Origin of the sequence: Salmonella sp. 2018103 (assembly GCF_026247685.1) — a bacterium.
Classification (GTDB): Bacteria; Pseudomonadota; Gammaproteobacteria; order Enterobacterales; family Enterobacteriaceae; genus Salmonella; species Salmonella enterica.
In genome coordinates, this window is sequence record NZ_CP111029.1 from 2,301,583 (window position 1) to 2,317,894 (window position 16,312).

14 protein-coding genes and 1 pseudogene are annotated in these 16,312 nt (G+C 51.5%); 7 read left to right on the forward strand and 8 right to left on the reverse strand.

Annotation, left to right across the window (positions count from 1 at the left end):
• Nucleotides 1–130 precede the first annotated feature (130 nt).
• Nucleotides 131–1,168 (reverse strand): NADPH-dependent curcumin/dihydrocurcumin reductase, encoded by a 1,038-nt coding sequence (gene curA / locus OLG56_RS11150; RefSeq protein WP_001517827.1) that lies wholly within the window; start codon nt 1,166–1,168, stop codon nt 131–133.
• Between the two features lie 211 nt (nt 1,169–1,379).
• On the opposite strand from curA, the gene mddA reads away from it, so the two are divergent.
• Together mddA and OLG56_RS11160 are read left to right on the forward strand one after the other, a co-directional pair.
• On the forward strand, nt 1,380–1,895 hold the full coding sequence (gene mddA / locus OLG56_RS11155) for an L-methionine sulfoximine/L-methionine sulfone acetyltransferase (RefSeq protein ID WP_000155373.1): 516 nt from the start codon (nt 1,380–1,382) through the stop codon (nt 1,893–1,895).
• A complete protein-coding gene (locus OLG56_RS11160; protein WP_001076565.1) occupies nt 1,895–2,344 on the forward strand; it encodes a DMT family transporter in 450 nt (149 codons plus the stop codon). The genes mddA and OLG56_RS11160 overlap by 1 nt, the downstream gene beginning before the upstream one ends.
• A 4-nt stretch (nt 2,345–2,348) precedes the next feature.
• On the opposite strand, the gene OLG56_RS11165 is transcribed toward OLG56_RS11160, so the two are convergent.
• Nucleotides 2,349–2,582 carry a YdcY family protein gene (locus tag OLG56_RS11165; RefSeq protein ID WP_000018720.1) on the reverse strand — a complete coding sequence of 78 codons (234 nt, stop codon included), beginning with the start codon at nt 2,580–2,582 and terminating at the stop codon, nt 2,349–2,351.
• Between the two features lie 223 nt (nt 2,583–2,805).
• Here OLG56_RS11165 and srfA point away from each other — a divergent pair, with 223 nt between their 5' ends.
• Genes srfA through srfC form a run of 3 tightly spaced genes read left to right on the forward strand, consistent with a single transcriptional unit; the run spans nt 2,806 to nt 9,258 of the window.
• Nucleotides 2,806–4,131: a virulence-associated effector SrfA gene (srfA, locus tag OLG56_RS11170; RefSeq protein ID WP_001129947.1), complete on the forward strand. Its 1,326-nt coding sequence runs from the start codon at nt 2,806–2,808 to the stop codon at nt 4,129–4,131.
• Between the two features lie 4 nt (nt 4,132–4,135).
• A complete protein-coding gene (locus OLG56_RS11175) occupies nt 4,136–7,117 on the forward strand; it encodes a virulence factor SrfB (RefSeq protein WP_000960830.1) in 2,982 nt (993 codons plus the stop codon).
• Nucleotides 7,114–9,258 (forward strand): virulence-associated effector SrfC, encoded by a 2,145-nt coding sequence (gene srfC, locus OLG56_RS11180; RefSeq protein WP_000165643.1) that lies wholly within the window; start codon nt 7,114–7,116, stop codon nt 9,256–9,258. The genes OLG56_RS11175 and srfC overlap by 4 nt, the downstream gene beginning before the upstream one ends.
• Nucleotides 9,259–9,302: 44 nt before the next feature.
• Here the strand turns inward: srfC and OLG56_RS11185 are convergent, their stop codons facing one another.
• A complete protein-coding gene (locus tag OLG56_RS11185; RefSeq protein WP_000171943.1) occupies nt 9,303–9,476 on the reverse strand; it encodes a GhoT/OrtT family toxin in 174 nt (57 codons plus the stop codon).
• Between the two features lie 197 nt (nt 9,477–9,673).
• Between OLG56_RS11185 and yncL the strand changes: the two genes are divergently transcribed.
• Nucleotides 9,674–9,769, forward strand: a complete 96-nt coding sequence (gene yncL, locus OLG56_RS11190; protein ID WP_001103198.1) for a stress response membrane protein YncL — start codon at nt 9,674–9,676, stop codon at nt 9,767–9,769.
• A 104-nt stretch (nt 9,770–9,873) separates the two neighbouring features.
• Here yncL and patD read toward each other — a convergent pair whose 3' ends face one another.
• The 5 genes and pseudogenes from patD to ugtL form a co-directional block, all read right to left on the reverse strand.
• Nucleotides 9,874–11,319, reverse strand: a complete 1,446-nt coding sequence (gene patD, locus OLG56_RS11195; protein WP_000158095.1) for an aminobutyraldehyde dehydrogenase — start codon at nt 11,317–11,319, stop codon at nt 9,874–9,876.
• A 114-nt stretch (nt 11,320–11,433) separates the two neighbouring features.
• Nucleotides 11,434–12,858: a GntR family transcriptional regulator YdcR gene (gene ycdR, locus OLG56_RS11200; protein WP_000760688.1), complete on the reverse strand. Its 1,425-nt coding sequence runs from the start codon at nt 12,856–12,858 to the stop codon at nt 11,434–11,436.
• Nucleotides 12,859–12,993: 135 nt separating this feature from the next.
• The gene (locus OLG56_RS11205) at nt 12,994–13,764 is read right to left on the reverse strand and encodes a M15 family metallopeptidase (RefSeq protein ID WP_000237722.1); all 771 of its coding nucleotides are present in this window, start codon (nt 13,762–13,764) and stop codon (nt 12,994–12,996) included.
• A gap of 259 nt (nt 13,765–14,023) precedes the next feature.
• Nucleotides 14,024–14,255, reverse strand: a pseudogene (locus OLG56_RS11210) (hypothetical protein).
• 32 nt (nt 14,256–14,287) lie between these two features.
• Entirely contained in the window at nt 14,288–14,686 is a 399-nt protein-coding gene (gene ugtL / locus OLG56_RS11215; RefSeq protein WP_000747901.1) for a regulatory protein UgtL, read from the reverse strand.
• A 514-nt stretch (nt 14,687–15,200) separates the two neighbouring features.
• Here ugtL and sifB point away from each other — a divergent pair.
• Nucleotides 15,201–16,151, forward strand: coding sequence for an SPI-2 type III secretion system effector SifB (gene sifB / locus OLG56_RS11220; protein WP_023230066.1), 951 nt, complete (start codon nt 15,201–15,203; stop codon nt 16,149–16,151).
• Nucleotides 16,152–16,312 lie beyond the last annotated feature (161 nt).

Below are 16,312 nucleotides of genomic sequence, written 5' to 3' on the forward strand. Positions count from 1 at the left end.
AGATTTTTGACCGGTTCAGGCCGCTGAGGGAGATAAGCTGCCCCACCGCGATCTGAATGATGAATATAAGTAAAGCCGGAATTTTAAAATTTGCACATTTTTATGGCGACATAATGCCGCCATTTTTTCTTTACGCATCGTCCGCTAAACGTATCACGACTTTGCCAAAGTTCTTCCCCGCCAGCAGCCCCATAAACGCTTCTGGCGCATTTTCCAGCCCATCAGTAATCTGCTCCCGGTAATGTATTTTCCCTTCTTTGATCCAACGCCCCATTTCTTGCTGAAACTCATGTATCCGGTGACCATAGTCCTGGTTGATGATAAAACCTTGCAGGCGAATACGCTTTTTAAGTAATGTTGCCATCAGCAGAGGCAGTCTGTCTGGACCGTCCGGCAACGCTGTCGCATTGTAGCCGCTGACCAGACCGCAGAGCGGAATCCGCGCCGACGTATTCAGTAGCGGTAAGACGGCGTCAAAGACTTTACCACCGACATTCTCATAATAGATATCGATACCCTGCGGGCAGGCCTGCGCAAGCTGTTGTGGGAAATTATCAGCGTGATGATCAAGGCACAGATCAAATCCCAGAACGTCTGTCGCATGACGGCATTTTTCCGCGCCGCCAGCAATACCCACGACCCGGCAGCCCTTCAGCTTGCCAATTTGCCCAACCGTTGCGCCTACGGGGCCAGTGGCGGCGGCGACAACCAGCGTTTCGCCCTCTTTCGGCTGGCCGATATCCAATAACCCCATATAGGCGGTAAACCCCGGCATTCCTAAAATACCCAGCGACCAGGAAGGATGTTGCGGATTATCACCCAGCTTTACCAACCCTTCGCCATCTGAAATGTCATAATCCTGCCAACCATTGTAACTCAACACCCATTCGTCTGGTCGGTAATCAGGATGGTTTGACGCGACAACGCGACTAACCGTACCGCCAACCATAACGCAGCCAGGTTCAACAGGCGGCGCATAAGAGGGTTCATCGCTCATGCGGCCACGCATATAAGGGTCGAGTGATAAAAAAACGGTACGCAATAGCACCTGCCCTTCACCGGGCGTCGCGACGTCATCTTCTTCGAGGCGGAAGTTATCCATCTGCGGCGCGCCGTGGGGACGCGAGGCCAAAACCCAACGACGATTTCGGTTGGTCTGTTGCTTCATTCTATTCTCCTCATGCCTGGCATAATCCATCAATAATAGTCGAACATTAGCTTTCTGAGGGAGTTAAACACTCTCAGATATCAGGCTGTGCGCTTTTATGAACGACTTTCCCCCCCTCCTCGCTAAACATGAATTCTTGCGCTAATTCGTTGATTTATGCCGCCTTCAATAGTATTTCTAACACTATCGTAAACATTCCCTGGGGTTCCCTATGACGATTCGCTTTGCCGATAAAGCAGACTGCGCCGCGATTACCGAAATCTATAACCATGCGGTATTACATACTGCGGCCATCTGGAACGATCGGACGGTCGATACGGATAACCGCCTTGCCTGGTATGAGGCCCGTCAATTGCTGGGCTATCCGGTGCTGGTAAGCGAAGAAAATGGCGTGGTGACTGGCTATGCATCATTTGGCGACTGGCGCAGTTTCGACGGTTTTCGCTATACCGTCGAGCACTCGGTTTATGTTCATCCGGCGCACCAGGGGAAAGGACTGGGGCGAAAACTGCTCAGCAGACTGATCGACGAAGCCCGACGCTGCGGCAAGCATGTGATGGTGGCCGGTATTGAGTCACAGAATGCCGCCTCGATACGCCTGCATCATTCGCTGGGATTTACCGTCACCGCGCAAATGCCGCAGGTCGGCGTAAAATTTGGCCGTTGGTTAGATCTTACGTTTATGCAGCTCCAGCTTGATGAACACGCCGCGCCGGACGCCTGCTGATGAACCAGTCGCTGACGCTTATCTTTTTGATCGCCGCCGGCGTCGGGCTGGTGGTACAAAACAGTATTATGGTGCGTATTACGCAGACATCATCGACGATTCTGATCGCTATGCTGTTGAACTCGCTGGTAGGGATCGTTTTATTTGTGACGATATTGTGGTTTAAGCAAGGCGCTGCGGGTTTCGGCGAGCTGGTCGCCAGCGTTCGCTGGTGGACATTGATCCCCGGTCTGCTGGGGTCATTTTTTGTATTTGCCAGCATTAGCGGGTATCAGAACGTTGGCGCCGCGACGACTATCGCGGTACTGGTCGCCAGCCAGTTAATCGGCGGACTGGCGCTGGATATCGCGCGTAGCCACGGCGTCACGTTACGCGCAATGGTCGGGCCGGCGTTTGGCGCGCTGTTGCTGGTCATTGGCGCATGGCTGATTGCGAAGCGCCAGTTTTAATGGGTTACAGGATCGTGCCGCCTTTGGTGAGCTGCTCGCGGCGCGCGTCCCGATCTTCTTGATATTGCCTGCCGTGATGCGCGATAGCCGTGCGTAAACGCTGCTGCTGCACATAACGATCTTCGCGACGTAATTCAGCGTCATCGCTCAAGGCAATCAGCAATTCATTCATATGGGCAATTACGCTCTCCGCGATGGCGGCATCCACGCGGGCGCTCACTTCCTCCAGGTGCGACATAAGCTCTCCTACTCTTTATTCTGTAACAGCATGATTCGCCTATTATACGCGTTATTGTCGCCCGATGCGGTAATTCGCCGCCGCCCTCCTGATTTAACTTACGTCAAGTGAAAACACGGGGCTTAATAGACCGAGAATTCGCGCCTTTTTGCCTTTCTTCCGCCGTTTGCTTGCGTATAGACCCCGTAAAGTAGACGCGTGAAGAAGTCTAAGGGATAACAACGTGGCAAAATCTCTCTTGCGCAGCGGCAATCTGGATGATTATCAGGCCGTGGGCGGCGGCGGTCAGGCCGTATTTGAATCAGCATTGCAAATTCGCGAAACGCTTCGTCTGCGTAAACAGCAGGCGATGGTTGACTGTCTGGCGATTCCGCAACTTAACGATAATGGCGATCGGGTTGACTGGTATTCGCCGATTGAAGGTCAGGCGATAGCGTGGAAAGCGGCTGACGAAGAGACACGTTCTCGGGCTTTACGTTATTTAGCCAGCACTTTTGAAAGCGCGGCTGCACTCAGTCGCAAAAGTCTGCAATCCGGTAAAACAGCGCTTCAGCTATTTGGATCGCTACTTGAGAAAGCGACGCAATTTCCCGGCGAAAATCATGTTTTCCTGGTTAACGGCAAACCGGTTATCACCTTCTGGGGATTCGTTAATCTCAACGAAAATACACGCGATGATGTGCTGGACTGCCTGCGGATAACCGAGGCAATCCCCGACATCCCTCTGGTCGAGCCGGAGCCGGAGCCCGAAGAAAAGCCGCTGGTAGAGGCGGCGTTTAGTCAGGCGGATGAACCCTTGTTAACGTCTGTCATTGAGCCGCCGAAAATGCCGGAGGAACCTGTTGCGCCGCCCGTTATCGTTAGCGAGCCGAAGCCGGCCACACCCATCCCGGTTGCTGAGGCGAAAAGAGCTCGCCGTCTACCGCTGTGGAGCTTACCTGTCGCTGCCGTGGTTATCGCCGCCGTCGCCACGCCTTTTTTCTGGCCATCTTCATCCGTTGACGGGGCCTCTCCTGTTCGCGCCGCGCCTGTCGCTACCGCGAAAACTGACGTTACCCCATTGCCTGAACTCACCGCGCATTTGCCGCTGCATCGCGCTGAGGTGACGCCCGCCCCCAAAGCGGCGCCGTTGCCGGAAGCGCCTGTTATTATTGCCGCTATCCCCAAAGACGCACTGGTGATGGACAGTACGCAGATGAAGCTTGGAACCACGCGCTTTTTAAACGGTAGCTGGCGGGTCAGCGTGGATGTCAAAGATCCGATTACCGGCAAGCCGCCCTCTCTGCGTTATCAGATCCAAAATAACAAAGGTATCGCGCGCGTAGTACATGGCGATAACGTGGTTTGTCGGGCGGAAATTTTCTCTGGTCTGCATCAAACGGGCGAGCTGATGATTAAAAGTCGCGGCAATGCGCGCTGCACCGACGGTTCACGTTATCCGATGCCGGAAATTACCTGTAAAGCAGGCGTCAATGACGTCGCAACCTGTACCGCCCGTTATGGCGACCACGCGGCAATTCCGTTGACGTTTAAAAAGATAGGTGCCTGATTTTATGTTGGTCAATCTGTGTGATTACAAACAGAGCGTCACGCTCATTGCAAACAGCGGCGTCCAGTTTCTTGATTTTGGCTTAACGCCGCAAGAGTCGGCCCACTACGGACGTTTTGTGCGCAAAACGGCAAACGGTCCGCTACTGCGCCTCGATTTTGATCTGACCAGCGGGCGCTACACGTTGCCAGGACGTGCTGGCGGCCAACCCGAAGTCGTGAAACCGGAAAGCACTCAGACGCTGCACTATTCTCTGGATGTACTCGACGGAATCTGGCTCCCCCTGCCGTTCCTGCGTTTTAATCCGCCGCGTACCTTTATTGACGGGCCGGATAACTGGGCGCGCATTCAGGTACGTAAACTCAGCGAGCCAGATAGCGCCGGAAACACACACCGCATCACCCTCGCCTTCGACAGTCAGCTGGCAAAAAATATGCCTGCGGCGTTGGCGCCTTGCGAAAACGATCTGCTCAATGGCACACGTTTTGCGCTCGCCTGGCGCGATGAAGAAGTTGCCGATTTTCTTGACCAGACATGGATTGACGGCTGGCTGCGCGAGTCGTTTCTTCAGTATGCCTCACAGGTGGAAAACCGTTCGGAACAGGCCATACAACAAGCGCTGCGTAGCTTTGAGTATCAGGCGCACTGGTTGAATTTACTGACGCTGTTAGGCGAACAGCTTACGGTGCCGGAAGTAAAGTTTGTGACACATACGTTAAGCACGCCCGCAATCCCGGTCGATCTGATTCTGGATGTCGGCAATACGCATACCTGCGGCGTCTTGATCGAGGATCATGGCGATGCGAATGACGGGTTACGCCAGACGGCAGAGCTTCAGGTGCGTTCTTTAAGCGAGCCGCAGTATCTGAACGATCCTTTATTTACCAGCCGGGTGGAATTCTCAGAAGCGCGCTTTGGCAAGCAACACTTTTCTGTCGAAAGCGGACGAGACGACGCCTTTGTCTGGCCTTCCATTGTGCGTGTGGGCGACGAGGCTCGCGCCCTTGCTATGCAGCGTGTGGGCACCGAAGGCAGCAGCGGCATCTCCAGCCCGCGCCGCTACCTGTGGGATGAAACCCCCGCCTTGCAGGACTGGCGTTTTAGTCAGATCCACGGTAAAACGCAGCGCGAACCGCTTGCCACCGCGTTTCCGCTGATGAATCTGATGAACGACGACGGACAGCCGTTATTCCGCCTGCCGCATGAAGAAAGGCTACCGGTTTTTTCGCCGCAATACAGCCGTAGCACCTTGATGACGCATATGTTGTGCGAAATTCTGGCTCAGGCGCTGGGGCAAATTAACAGCGTCGCCACCCGGCTGCGACTCGGCTTTCCCGCCTCGCCGCGCCAGCTACGCACCCTGATTTTAACGCTGCCTTCCGCTATGCCGAAACAGGAGCGAGAAATTTTCCGCCAGCGAATGTTTGAAGCGCTGGCGCTGGTCTGGAAAGCCATGGGCTGGCATCCGCAGGATGAGGATTTCACCACGCCTAAGCAGCGTGAAAAAAGCGTGGTGCCGGTACCAGAAATACAGATGGAATGGGACGAAGCAAGTTGCGGCCAACTGGTATGGCTTTATAACGAAGCCATTTCGCATTACGCCGGGCGTACCGAATCCTTTTTTAATGCGCTGGCCAGACCGGATCGCCAACCTGAACCCGGCGTCGTCCCCGGACGCGCGTTGCGCGTGGCATCGATTGATATCGGTGGCGGCACGACGGATATGGCGATCGTTCACTATCAGTTAGATGACGGCGTGGGGGCCAATGTAAAAATTACGCCTCACCTCCTGTTTCGCGAAGGTTTTAAAGTCGCCGGGGACGATCTGCTATTGGATATCATTCAGCGCTGCGTACTCCCTTCCCTGCAAACGGCGTTGCAACGAGCAGGCGTTACGGATGCCGCCGCCCTGCTGGCGACCTTATTTGGCGATTCGGGACGAATTGATACTCAGGCCATTTTGCGCCAGCAAACGGCGCTGCAATTATTTATGCCGCTGGGCCATGCGGTACTTTCCGCCTGGGAGCAAAGCGACATTAACGATCCGTTTGCTGGTTTACATGCGACATTTGGCGATCTGCTGATCCGCCGCCCAACGAGCAACGTGATGAACTATATCCAGCAGGCGATCGATCATGCCTTACCGTCTGGTTCGCCGACATTTGATATATTCAATGTGCCGTTGCAAATCCAGTTTAGCCAGCTTCAGGAGGCTCTGCTGGCCGGTCAGTTTACGCTGACAACGCCGCTTCATGCGGTCTGCGAAGCGATCTCCCACTATCACTGCGATATCTTGCTGGTGACGGGGAGACCGACCTGTTTACCCGGCGTACAGGCGCTCATCCGGCACTTACAACCGGTGCCGGTTAATCGCATTGTGTGGATGGATAAGTATCAGGTACATGAATGGTATCCCTTCAGTCAGCAAGGGCGTATCGGCAATCCAAAATCCACTGCCGCGGTAGGCGCGATGTTATGCAGCCTGGCGCTGGACTTACGTCTGCCGCGTTTCAATTTTAAAGCGGCTGATATCGGCGCGTATTCGACTGTGCGTTATCTTGGCGTACTGGATAATACCGTTAATACGCTTCGCGATGAAAATATCTGGTATCACGAGATCGATTTGGATAAACCCGGCGCAACGCTGGACGCTCGCCTGCATTTTCCGCTACGCGGCAACGTGACGTTGGGCTTTCGTCAACTGGCGAACAGTCGCTGGCCGGCAACCCCACTCTATTGCCTGAGCATTAATTCCGCTGAACTGGCGAAAACCATCGCTGGCGACGGCGTACTGAATGTGCGACTGAAATTACGCGGCAGTAGCAAAGATAGCGCCCCGGAATCGTTCATATTAAGTGATGCCTGGCTCCAGGACGGGACGCCGGTCGCCGCCGATGCGCTGACATTAAAATTGAATACGCTGGCTGACCGTCGCCACAGCGGCAGCCACTACTGGATAGATAGTGGGAGTGTATACCTGAAATGACAAAACCGTTAAACACCACCCAGGCTGTTATCGAGTGGGTTAACAACACGCGCCGTTACGCAACGCGACTGGATGACGAAGCCGACGCTCTGCTGGCGCAACTTACGCTTGCCGCGGCGGATGAGTCAGCGCTCAACGCCGCCTGCGCATCACATGGCTGCGTTGGTCTGTACGGGTATGCGCAATCCGCAAAAGCGCATCTGTTAACGACGCTATGCGGTAACGAGAATGGCAAGCTGGAAATTATCACGCCGGACCGTGACTATGATTATTTCAGCCACATCAATCCGGGTCATGCGCCAGCGAATATGGCTATTCGCTTTACGCGCGACATTTTTTCAAACGAGAACAGCTGGCCGTTGCGCCTGCGCTTGATCAGTGAAGCCGAACTGGTGCAGATCTTTATTGCCTGGACCAGCTCGTCCCACATTTGTCGCCAGGTCGAAAAATCCATTATCACATCACGCCTGGAGAAATGGCAATCGCTTCGCCAACCGCAGCCCGTCCCCGGCGTTACCGCTGAAGAGGTCGCGACCATCGCGAGTTTCTGGCGCTCTTGTCTTCCGTCCGCCAGACAACATATTGATGATGCGACATGGCAACACTTTGCCTCGCTCTTGCCTGCGCTGGATCTCACGACACGGGCGCACGCCTGGGCATTACTGTGGGGAGAGCAACCGGAGATCACCCAGCAATGGCTGGCGCTGGCGCATATGTTGCAACAAACCAGCCATGCCGGGGAACTGGCGGCGCCGCTCAGCCTGCTGGTCGATCATTTTGGCTTACCGGCGGAAAACTTCCTGACGCAAATGGCGCTAACCGCCAGCGATACGCAAAGCGATGTGGTGGTGCATCCGGTTAAGGAAGGCCGACTGCTCAATGCGGTCAGCCTTTCGCTTGATTCTCTGGCGCTGCTTACCCGCGAACTGGTGCTAACCGTTGAAAACAGCGTACTGGATAATGTTGATTTACTGGATATTCCGGTCGCGCCAGACAGTCATCCTCATCCGTTATGGCGGGCGAAATTAGGCTGGATGCTGGCCCATTACCGTCAACAGGTACAGCCCGATGTTCTGGTGATTTGCAATGCTCTGGCATCTCGCTCGCAAACATCCGCCGCCGCCCGTCACTTACTGGAGTGGGTTAACGCCACGCAGCCGCAGCATGAATCAGCGTTACCCGGCGTCGTCTGGGCTATTACTCCACAGGATGCCCGTTTTGCCACCCAGCAAAATCTGGATGAAGCCGTCCAGCAGTTGATGGGTAAACCTGGCGTGCATTGGGGAACGTTGCAGGCGCTGGATAAACACAGTATGCAGCGTTTGGTGGAGTGGTTATCGCAGGCGACATCGGCACCACAGCGACAGGCGCGCTTACAGGCGTTACGCGAACAACTGCGAGGCCGCGTGCGCGATCTGTTACCGATGTTTGATGACGCGCGGCTACCGGTTGAAACCGTGATCCGGCGTCTTCAGGCCCAGGCCGCCAGACATGGCGACCTGCTGGCCGGGCTGTTACCGCCGGTACAGAACTTCGAAGCGTTGCTGCGCACCCGACAGTCGCGAGAAGAACAGGTCAGCGGTTTATTTAATGACGCGATCGATCTCTTTGCCGACGAACCAACGCGCGCTTCAGCGTCAGAAGGTCATGAAACAGGCTACCAGGCGCACAAAATGTGGATCAATCATCTGCGCCAGTGGGCCCACTGCCGGGATAATGCGCAGCGTCTGGGACTGGAACCGCAGATGCTCAACGCCGTGGCGGAGATTTTAATTACCGCCAGCTATCGCCTCGGTTTACCTCAGCAGTTACAGAAAACCATGCAGCGCGAGGAGGTGAGCGGCGCGCAGCTTCATGCCATCATTGGTAACTTCATCGCCTGGCTCGGCTACACAAATATCGAGGAGGCCCAACGCCCGGCCAGCCGCGTTCAGAAAGGCGCAGCCATTTTCGCCGCAACGCCGCGTTCGACAATGTTGCGTCTAACAAAGCTTGACGAACAGCCCGTTCACGCCGCCAGCCGCTATGTCTATGACTGGCTTGTTGCGCTGTATACCCTGGCCAATGAGAACGCAGGATATCGGCATCCGCAGGACGTTACCGACGTAGACAGAGAGCAATTAATTGCCCTGATAGCCTGACCTGGCGGAAAAACCATGCCCGGTAACCTGTATCGGGCTTGAGGTCAGAAAAGCGAAAACAGCAACGCGACGGGGAAACTTATCGGCCATGTCGCGCCAACCAAAAAGGCGCTCAGGAAACGAATTCGTTTTTTGTCATGAGTCAAAAACCAGGTGATCAGGGATGATATCACCGCCATGACGGCGTAAAAAATTAATATCTTTTGAAAGAGGGTCATATCAGGCATCCGCGCCAACCAGAGGAAAAACGCGCGCAATATGCTCTTTTTATTTGACACACATCAAGGTTTGTCAGCCTTAACAGCAAAACGTTCTCAATGCACGGCTCCGCTCACAGAATATCCTGTTTACGTATTATTGCGGATCTCGCCAACCCGTACTATACCCATAGGGGTTATGATGAAAGGTGGCGAAAATGAATGTTTCCAGTAAAACCGTCGTGCTGATTAATGTCTTTGCTGCTGCAGGACTTTTGGGTCTGATCTCGTTGAGATTCGGCTGGTTTGCTTGAGGTGTTCAACCTTTGAGTACTTGCTGCGCATGTTGGCGGGGAGGTCCCCCTCTCCGCCAACACCCGCCTATTTTTTCATGATTTTTCTGAACAGTAAATGATCCTTAATGCTTAACCATGATGTGGCGGACAAGAGTGTAGTCTTCCAGACCATACAATGACATATCTTTGCCGTATCCCGACTGTTTTTGCCCTCCATGCGGCATCTCGCTAACCAACATGAAATGGGTATTAATCCAGGTACAGCCATACTGCAATCTGGCGCTAAGCCGGTGCGCCCGCCCGACGTCCTGAGTCCAGACGGAGGATGCCAGACCATAGCGAGAATCGTTGGCCCACCTCAGAACCTGATCTTCATCATCAAAGACGGTTATACTGACCACCGGGCCGAAGACCTCGCGTTGCACGATGGCATCTTCCTGTTTTGCGTCTGCCAGCAACGTCGGAGCGAAATAGTAACCTTTACCTTCCGTTTGACTTCCGCCAGTAATCACACGGATATGGCTGAGGGCCTTCGCCTCCTCTACAGCCGCTGTGACGCGCTTCAGGTGCGCCAGCGAACTTAACGGCCCCAGCTCTGTCGACTTATCCTCCGGCGCGCCCATTTTCAGGCTGCTCACCGCGTTCCCTAGCTTTTCGACCAGCGCATCATAGATACCGCGCTGCGCATATATACGGCACGCCGCAGTACAATCCTGTCCGGCATTATAGAAACCAAAAGTCCGGACGCCCTGCGCCACCGCATCCAGATCGGCGTCATCAAAAACAATCACCGGGGCTTTACCACCGAGTTCCATATGCGTACGTTTTATCGCTGGCGCAGTATGGCGCAGAATATGCTCCCCGGTCGCGATAGAACCGGTTAAAGAGACCATGCGTACTTTTTCATGGCCGGTCAATACATCGCCAACAGTCTGCCCTCGTCCGAACAGGACATTGAGCACCCCCGGCGGAAAGATATCCTTCGCCAGCGCGGCAAGTTTAAGTGCCGTCAGCGGCGTGATTTCAGAAGGCTTAATCACCACGCAGTTACCTGCCGCCAGCGCTGGCGCCAGCTTCCAGGCCGCCATCATGAGCGGATAATTCCACGGCGCGATAGAGGCAACTACGCCAATCGGATCCCGGCGGATCATCGACGTATGTCCTTCCAGATATTCGCCCGCCGCCAGCCCACTCAAACAACGGGCCGCGCCGGCAAAAAAGCGAAAGACATCCACGATTGCCGGAATTTCATCATTAATTACGCAGTGCAAAGGCTTACCGCAGTTTTGCGATTCAAGCCGGGCGAACTCAAGGGCGTTTTGCTCGATGCTGTCCGCCAGTTTTAACAGACATTCCGCCCGTGCTTTGGGTGTGGTCTGCCCCCATTCGGCAAACGCGCTATCGGCGGCCAGCACTGCGGCGTCAACCTGCGCGGGCGACGCTTCCGCAATCTCAAGTATGACCTCGCCTGTCGCCGGGTTATAAACAGACTGCCTTTCTCCCTCGCCGTCCACCAGCACGCCATTAATCAGTAATTGATATTGCATAGCATTTTCCCATATCGTCATTAATCGATTTCCGGCGAACGGGCCGCCGCTTTCCTAAAAATAGACGGCGCGCCAGATGCTCACCCGGCACACTCGGGAAATTTAGTCAGGTTGTGAGCTGACACGCATTCCACCTCACACAAGGCTTTTAGCGCTCAGCATCTCGCGAATCAGGCTGCCAAGCTGTTTTACGGCCTGTTCTTCCCGTTCTCCCCAATGCCATGCGGTGTTAAAACGAAAGAAACGCGTCCAGGCGCCGGACGTTGAAAACATTTTCCCCGGCGCGATACTGATAAGGTGTTCAAGCGCTTTGGCGCTAAGTTCACCGGCATCAAGCTGCTCAGGTAGCTCCAGCCAAAGAAAATAACCGCTATCGTTATGGTGAATTTTTACTTCCGCCGGGAGATGGCGCAAAAGGGTTTGCCAGGCTTGCTGTTTACGTTCGGCAAGCTGCCTTCGCAATCGACGCAGATGCGCGTCATATCGACGTGTCGAGAGATAATCCACTAACGCCAATTGCATGGGGGAACTGGTGGATAATGTGCTCATTAACTGCAAACGCTGAATTTGTCTGGCATGGCTTCCTCCCGCAACCCAGCCAATGCGAAAACCGGGAACCAGACATTTGGAAAAAGACGAACAATGCAACACGGTATCGTCGCGATCCCATGCTTTGGCGGGCAGAGGTTTCTCGCGGCCAAAGTAGAGTTCGCTATAAACATCATCTTCAATTAGCATCACGTTATGGTGCGTGAGTAACGCAACCAGCCGCGCTTTTTTCTCAGCGCTCAGCGTGAACCCTAACGGATTCTGGCTGTTGGTCATTAACCAGCACGCTTTAACCGGATATTCCTGTAACGCTTGTTCCAGCGCCATAAGATCGATACCTTCTTTAACATCGGTGGGTATCGACAACGCTTTCAGGCGCAATCGCTCCAGGGCCTGTAGCGCACCGTAGAAACAGGGGTTCTCCACCACCACCCAGTCTCCCGGCGCCGTCACTGCTTGTAAACTAAGATTCAACGCTTCCAGCGCGCCAGCGGTAATGACGATCTCGTCAGGAGAAACGGTAATCCCCTGCTGCGCGTAACGGCGTGCTATTGCATAGCGCAATTCAGCATTACCTGGCGGCAAATTTTCGATGACGCTCATTGCCGTCGCGGTTTTACTGACCTGCGCCAGAGATCGGTTCAATTGCGGCAAGGGAAACAGACGCGGATCGGGAAACGCTGAAGCAAAAGGCACCACTGAGGTATCACGGCTGGCCTGCAGCATCTCAAAAATATAGGTATTGATATCTACGGCTTCATCCCGAATAACGTGCGCTGCCGTCGCGACTGACCGACAAACCGGATGCGGCGCGACATAATAACCGGATTGCGGACGGGCGATAATCCGTCCCTGACTTTCCAGCAACTGGTACGCATGACCGACAGTCATAAAACTCATGCCGCTACTGGCGACCTGCTCCCTCAGCGAGGGTAATCGATCGCCGGGCTGCCAAACGCCAGAGGCGATTTGTTCTCTAATTTGCTCCGCCAGACGTTGATATTTTTTCATTATTCGTTCTCATTGAGCGCTGCTTGCAGGTGGCAACCGCAGTGTATATCAGTTGTTAAAATTAACAATGATTTGCTAACTGTTATGGTGCTTTCCAACAGGCGTAATGATTAGATTTCGCAACAAAACGCCGTTTCAGGGTCTCTGCTTAACGGGAAAGTCAAACCAGGTGTTCGGGTATGGTTCATGAGTAAGGGAGAAGTGCCACCATTCGGTATCCAGTGGCGTAAAGCCCGCATCACGCATCAATGTTTGTAATAACAACCTATTTGCGCGTTGCTGAGCGGTAAGCATGGCATTATCGGGATGGGATAACGGACTAAAACAGTCAAAGCCGGTACCAAAATCCAAACTATTATCTGGCGAGCGTTGCGCCGCGGACGCAGTACAATTCACCAGTGGTCGTCCGGGATGGTATATCGGTATTTTACTGTCGAGTGGAACAATTGTTAGATCAAGCGTACTTCCCCGACTGTGGCCGGATCTGGCGGCAAGATAACCTTCCTCAAACAGACGCTTTTTCTCTACTTGCGGATAAAATTCGTTTTTCATTTGGTTTTGAGAAGGATCTTTGGCCCACGCGATAAAGTCATTCACTGCGCTTTGCGGACGGTAGCAATCATATATTTTTAAGGTAAGTCCGAAGGGGCGTAAACGATCGGCGACCTGCTTCACTGCGTTCGCGGCTGGTCGTGTTAACAGGCAAACAGGCGCGTTATAGCCTTTAATGGGGCGACCAACAAAGTTATGGGAAGTGAAGTATCGCATGTCTACCTGTACGTCGGGGGCGACCGTAGTAATATCGACAAAGTCTTTTGGCTGGTGGAGATCAATATGGTTTTCAGCTGACATTGCCTGAACGGACAACAGGCTGAACAGGAGGAAAGAAGATACGCATTTTACCATATGTTACACCTCGCGAGAGTCACAGGGGTGATTATGTATTTGAGCAGGTAAAGATTAGCGGACAGCGCTTAAACAGATGGTTAAAATAAACATCATTCCCCCCTGTAATCTGTGCCTTATCACAAACGGAGAGGTTATATTTTGCTTATATGACCATTACGCCGCCTGTTCTATACCCAAAATAATTCGAGTTGCTTAAAGGCGGCAAGGGAATGAGTCCCAGGAGCACAGATAACGATGTGTTTTCACAAAGGCGAGTCTACCTGACCAGAAAGGTTATTTGATAATCAGTAGTACAGTTGTTGTCGCCTTCCATAACTAAATAACATTGTTTCGCCAAAGATAAGACCACTATATAGTCAGGAAGGCAATTAGTGAGGAACGCGTCGATTGTCGGCGATAATGCATCTGAAATTACGATTCACCGCAGTTGTTCAAACACATAGAATCCCCCTCGAACCGAGATAATTCGGTCTGCTGCTCATAGCCATTATTCAGTAAGAACGCAGGTTGCAGCGGCGGATCACGGGCGTGAAGAAAAATCCTGAGCCCCAAATTTTTTGGACAAGCGCTGAACCTGCCGTATACTTTTACTTAACGTACACTCCGCCATAAAAATAAACCCTGCGATGATACCGTAATGCCATAGGCATAACTTAAGGATATGCCATAAATCAAGCGAAGCATGATTTAACTTCTCAGTGATTGCGATAGTCTGTACAAATATTATGGGATGAAATAATAAGACGCCTAACAAAAATATCCCTGCTACGATCATGGCGAGTAACTGAAAAAAAGCCCATCCGATAACGAAACGGTAAAGTAACAGCAATAATAGCCGTCCACATTTTCTTAGCCATTCTGACTGCAAAATGCCCCAGGATGCTGTCTTTTCGTGAATTTCACCATCTGATTTCTTCATTTTGAGCCTCCTCGCAGGTTTTTATAATTTTATCGCCCAACTGGAAATAAATCCGTCAGCTAATCGTTACAACAAATATAATTAAGACAGAAACTAAAGAGTAAGGCATTTATATCATAAGTGCTATCAGTATTGGCCTTCTGCCCTACCGCTAAATATCTCATTGTTGTTAGCCTAATAATACTTTCAGTTTAACTTCTTATAAGAAAATTTCTACACGGTTGAGCAACAATTTACTTTATCTAAAAATAATATAGTGTGTAATTAATCATTACTTATGGTACATGATGATATGAAAATTAAGAAAACCGTTTTAGTTTCATTCGTTTTACCTGACATACTTCATGTCCAGGAGGCGTGGGCATGACTAAAACTACGGGTCAATTTGAACGTTCAGGACAAAGCAAAAATCAGGTGTTTCACCGATAGGCAAACCGATGGGCAACATGGGATAATATTTTGAATACCACCTATTCCAGTAATGAAGTATTTATAATCACTAGTGGTCTAAACTATGCCAATTACTATCGGGAGAGGGTTTTTAAAGAGTGAGATGTTTTCTCAAAGTGCCATCTCTCAACGTTCCTTCTTTACGTTACTATGGGAAAAGATTAAAGATTTTTTCTGTAGCACGCGAAGATCCGCTGCCGATCAATATATAAAGGAATTATGTGATGTTGCCTCTCCGCCTGATGCGCAACGTTTATTTGATTTATTTTGCAAGTTATATGAATTATCATCACCATCATGCAGAGGAAATTTCCATTTTCAGCACTATAAAGATGCTGAGTATCAATATACAAATCTCTGCATTAAAGATGACGAAGATATTCCGTTATGCATTGTGATACGTCAGGATCACTACTATTATGAGATAATGAATAGAACAGTGCTCTGTGTTGATACTCAGTCTGCCCACCTGAAAAGATATTCTGATATTAATATAAAAGCTAGCACTTATGTTTGTGAACCACTATGTTGCTTGTTCCCTGAGCGGTTACTACTCTCGCTATCCGGCGGTATAACATTTTCCGTTGACCTAAAAAATATAAAAGAGACGCTTATCGACATGGCAGAAAAGGGTAATTTATGTGACTGGAAGGAACAGGAAAGAAAAGCCGCCATCTCCTCCAGGATTAATCTGGGCATCGCCCAGGCAGGTGTACCACCTATTGACGACGCTATTAAAAACAAAATAGCCGCAAAGGTTATTGAGAATACTAACTTAAAGAATGCAACATTTCATGCAAATCATACACAAAGCTCAGTTACTCAACTAGTTTATTCATGTTTGTTTAAGAATGAGATATTAATGAATATGCTTGAGGAAAGTTCCTCTCATGGCCTGCTATGTTTAAACGACCTTGTTGAATATGTAGCGTTACAAGTTCATAACAGCCTTTTTTCTGAAGATTTATCTTCACTCGTTGAAACAACAAAAAATGAGGCTCATCACCAGAGTTGACCACACCATAAATAGTATGGCTTACAATCCCCTGGCAATACCAAAACCATCTAATACAATACCTTTAAAATATACTTCCAGGAAATAATGAATTTCGCATGGAACGAATTGGCTCGTTATTTTTATAATTGAGATACTGAGTATAAGTATATTTTCTCATA

Coding starts and splice junctions, on each gene's coding strand:
- curA (WP_001517827.1), bottom strand. CDS start 1,168: ATGAAGCAACAGACCAACCGAAATCGTCGTTGGGTTTTGGCCTCGCGT.
- mddA (WP_000155373.1), top strand. CDS start 1,380: ATGACGATTCGCTTTGCCGATAAAGCAGACTGCGCCGCGATTACCGAA.
- OLG56_RS11160 (WP_001076565.1), top strand. CDS start 1,895: ATGAACCAGTCGCTGACGCTTATCTTTTTGATCGCCGCCGGCGTCGGG.
- OLG56_RS11165 (WP_000018720.1), bottom strand. CDS start 2,582: ATGTCGCACCTGGAGGAAGTGAGCGCCCGCGTGGATGCCGCCATCGCG.
- OLG56_RS11175 (WP_000960830.1), top strand. CDS start 4,136: ATGTTGGTCAATCTGTGTGATTACAAACAGAGCGTCACGCTCATTGCA.
- srfC (WP_000165643.1), top strand. CDS start 7,114: ATGACAAAACCGTTAAACACCACCCAGGCTGTTATCGAGTGGGTTAAC.
- OLG56_RS11185 (WP_000171943.1), bottom strand. CDS start 9,476: ATGACCCTCTTTCAAAAGATATTAATTTTTTACGCCGTCATGGCGGTG.
- yncL (WP_001103198.1), top strand. CDS start 9,674: ATGAATGTTTCCAGTAAAACCGTCGTGCTGATTAATGTCTTTGCTGCT.
- patD (WP_000158095.1), bottom strand. CDS start 11,319: ATGACGATATGGGAAAATGCTATGCAATATCAATTACTGATTAATGGC.
- ycdR (WP_000760688.1), bottom strand. CDS start 12,858: ATGAAAAAATATCAACGTCTGGCGGAGCAAATTAGAGAACAAATCGCC.
- OLG56_RS11205 (WP_000237722.1), bottom strand. CDS start 13,764: ATGGTAAAATGCGTATCTTCTTTCCTCCTGTTCAGCCTGTTGTCCGTT.
- ugtL (WP_000747901.1), bottom strand. CDS start 14,686: ATGAAGAAATCAGATGGTGAAATTCACGAAAAGACAGCATCCTGGGGC.
- sifB (WP_023230066.1), top strand. CDS start 15,201: ATGCCAATTACTATCGGGAGAGGGTTTTTAAAGAGTGAGATGTTTTCT.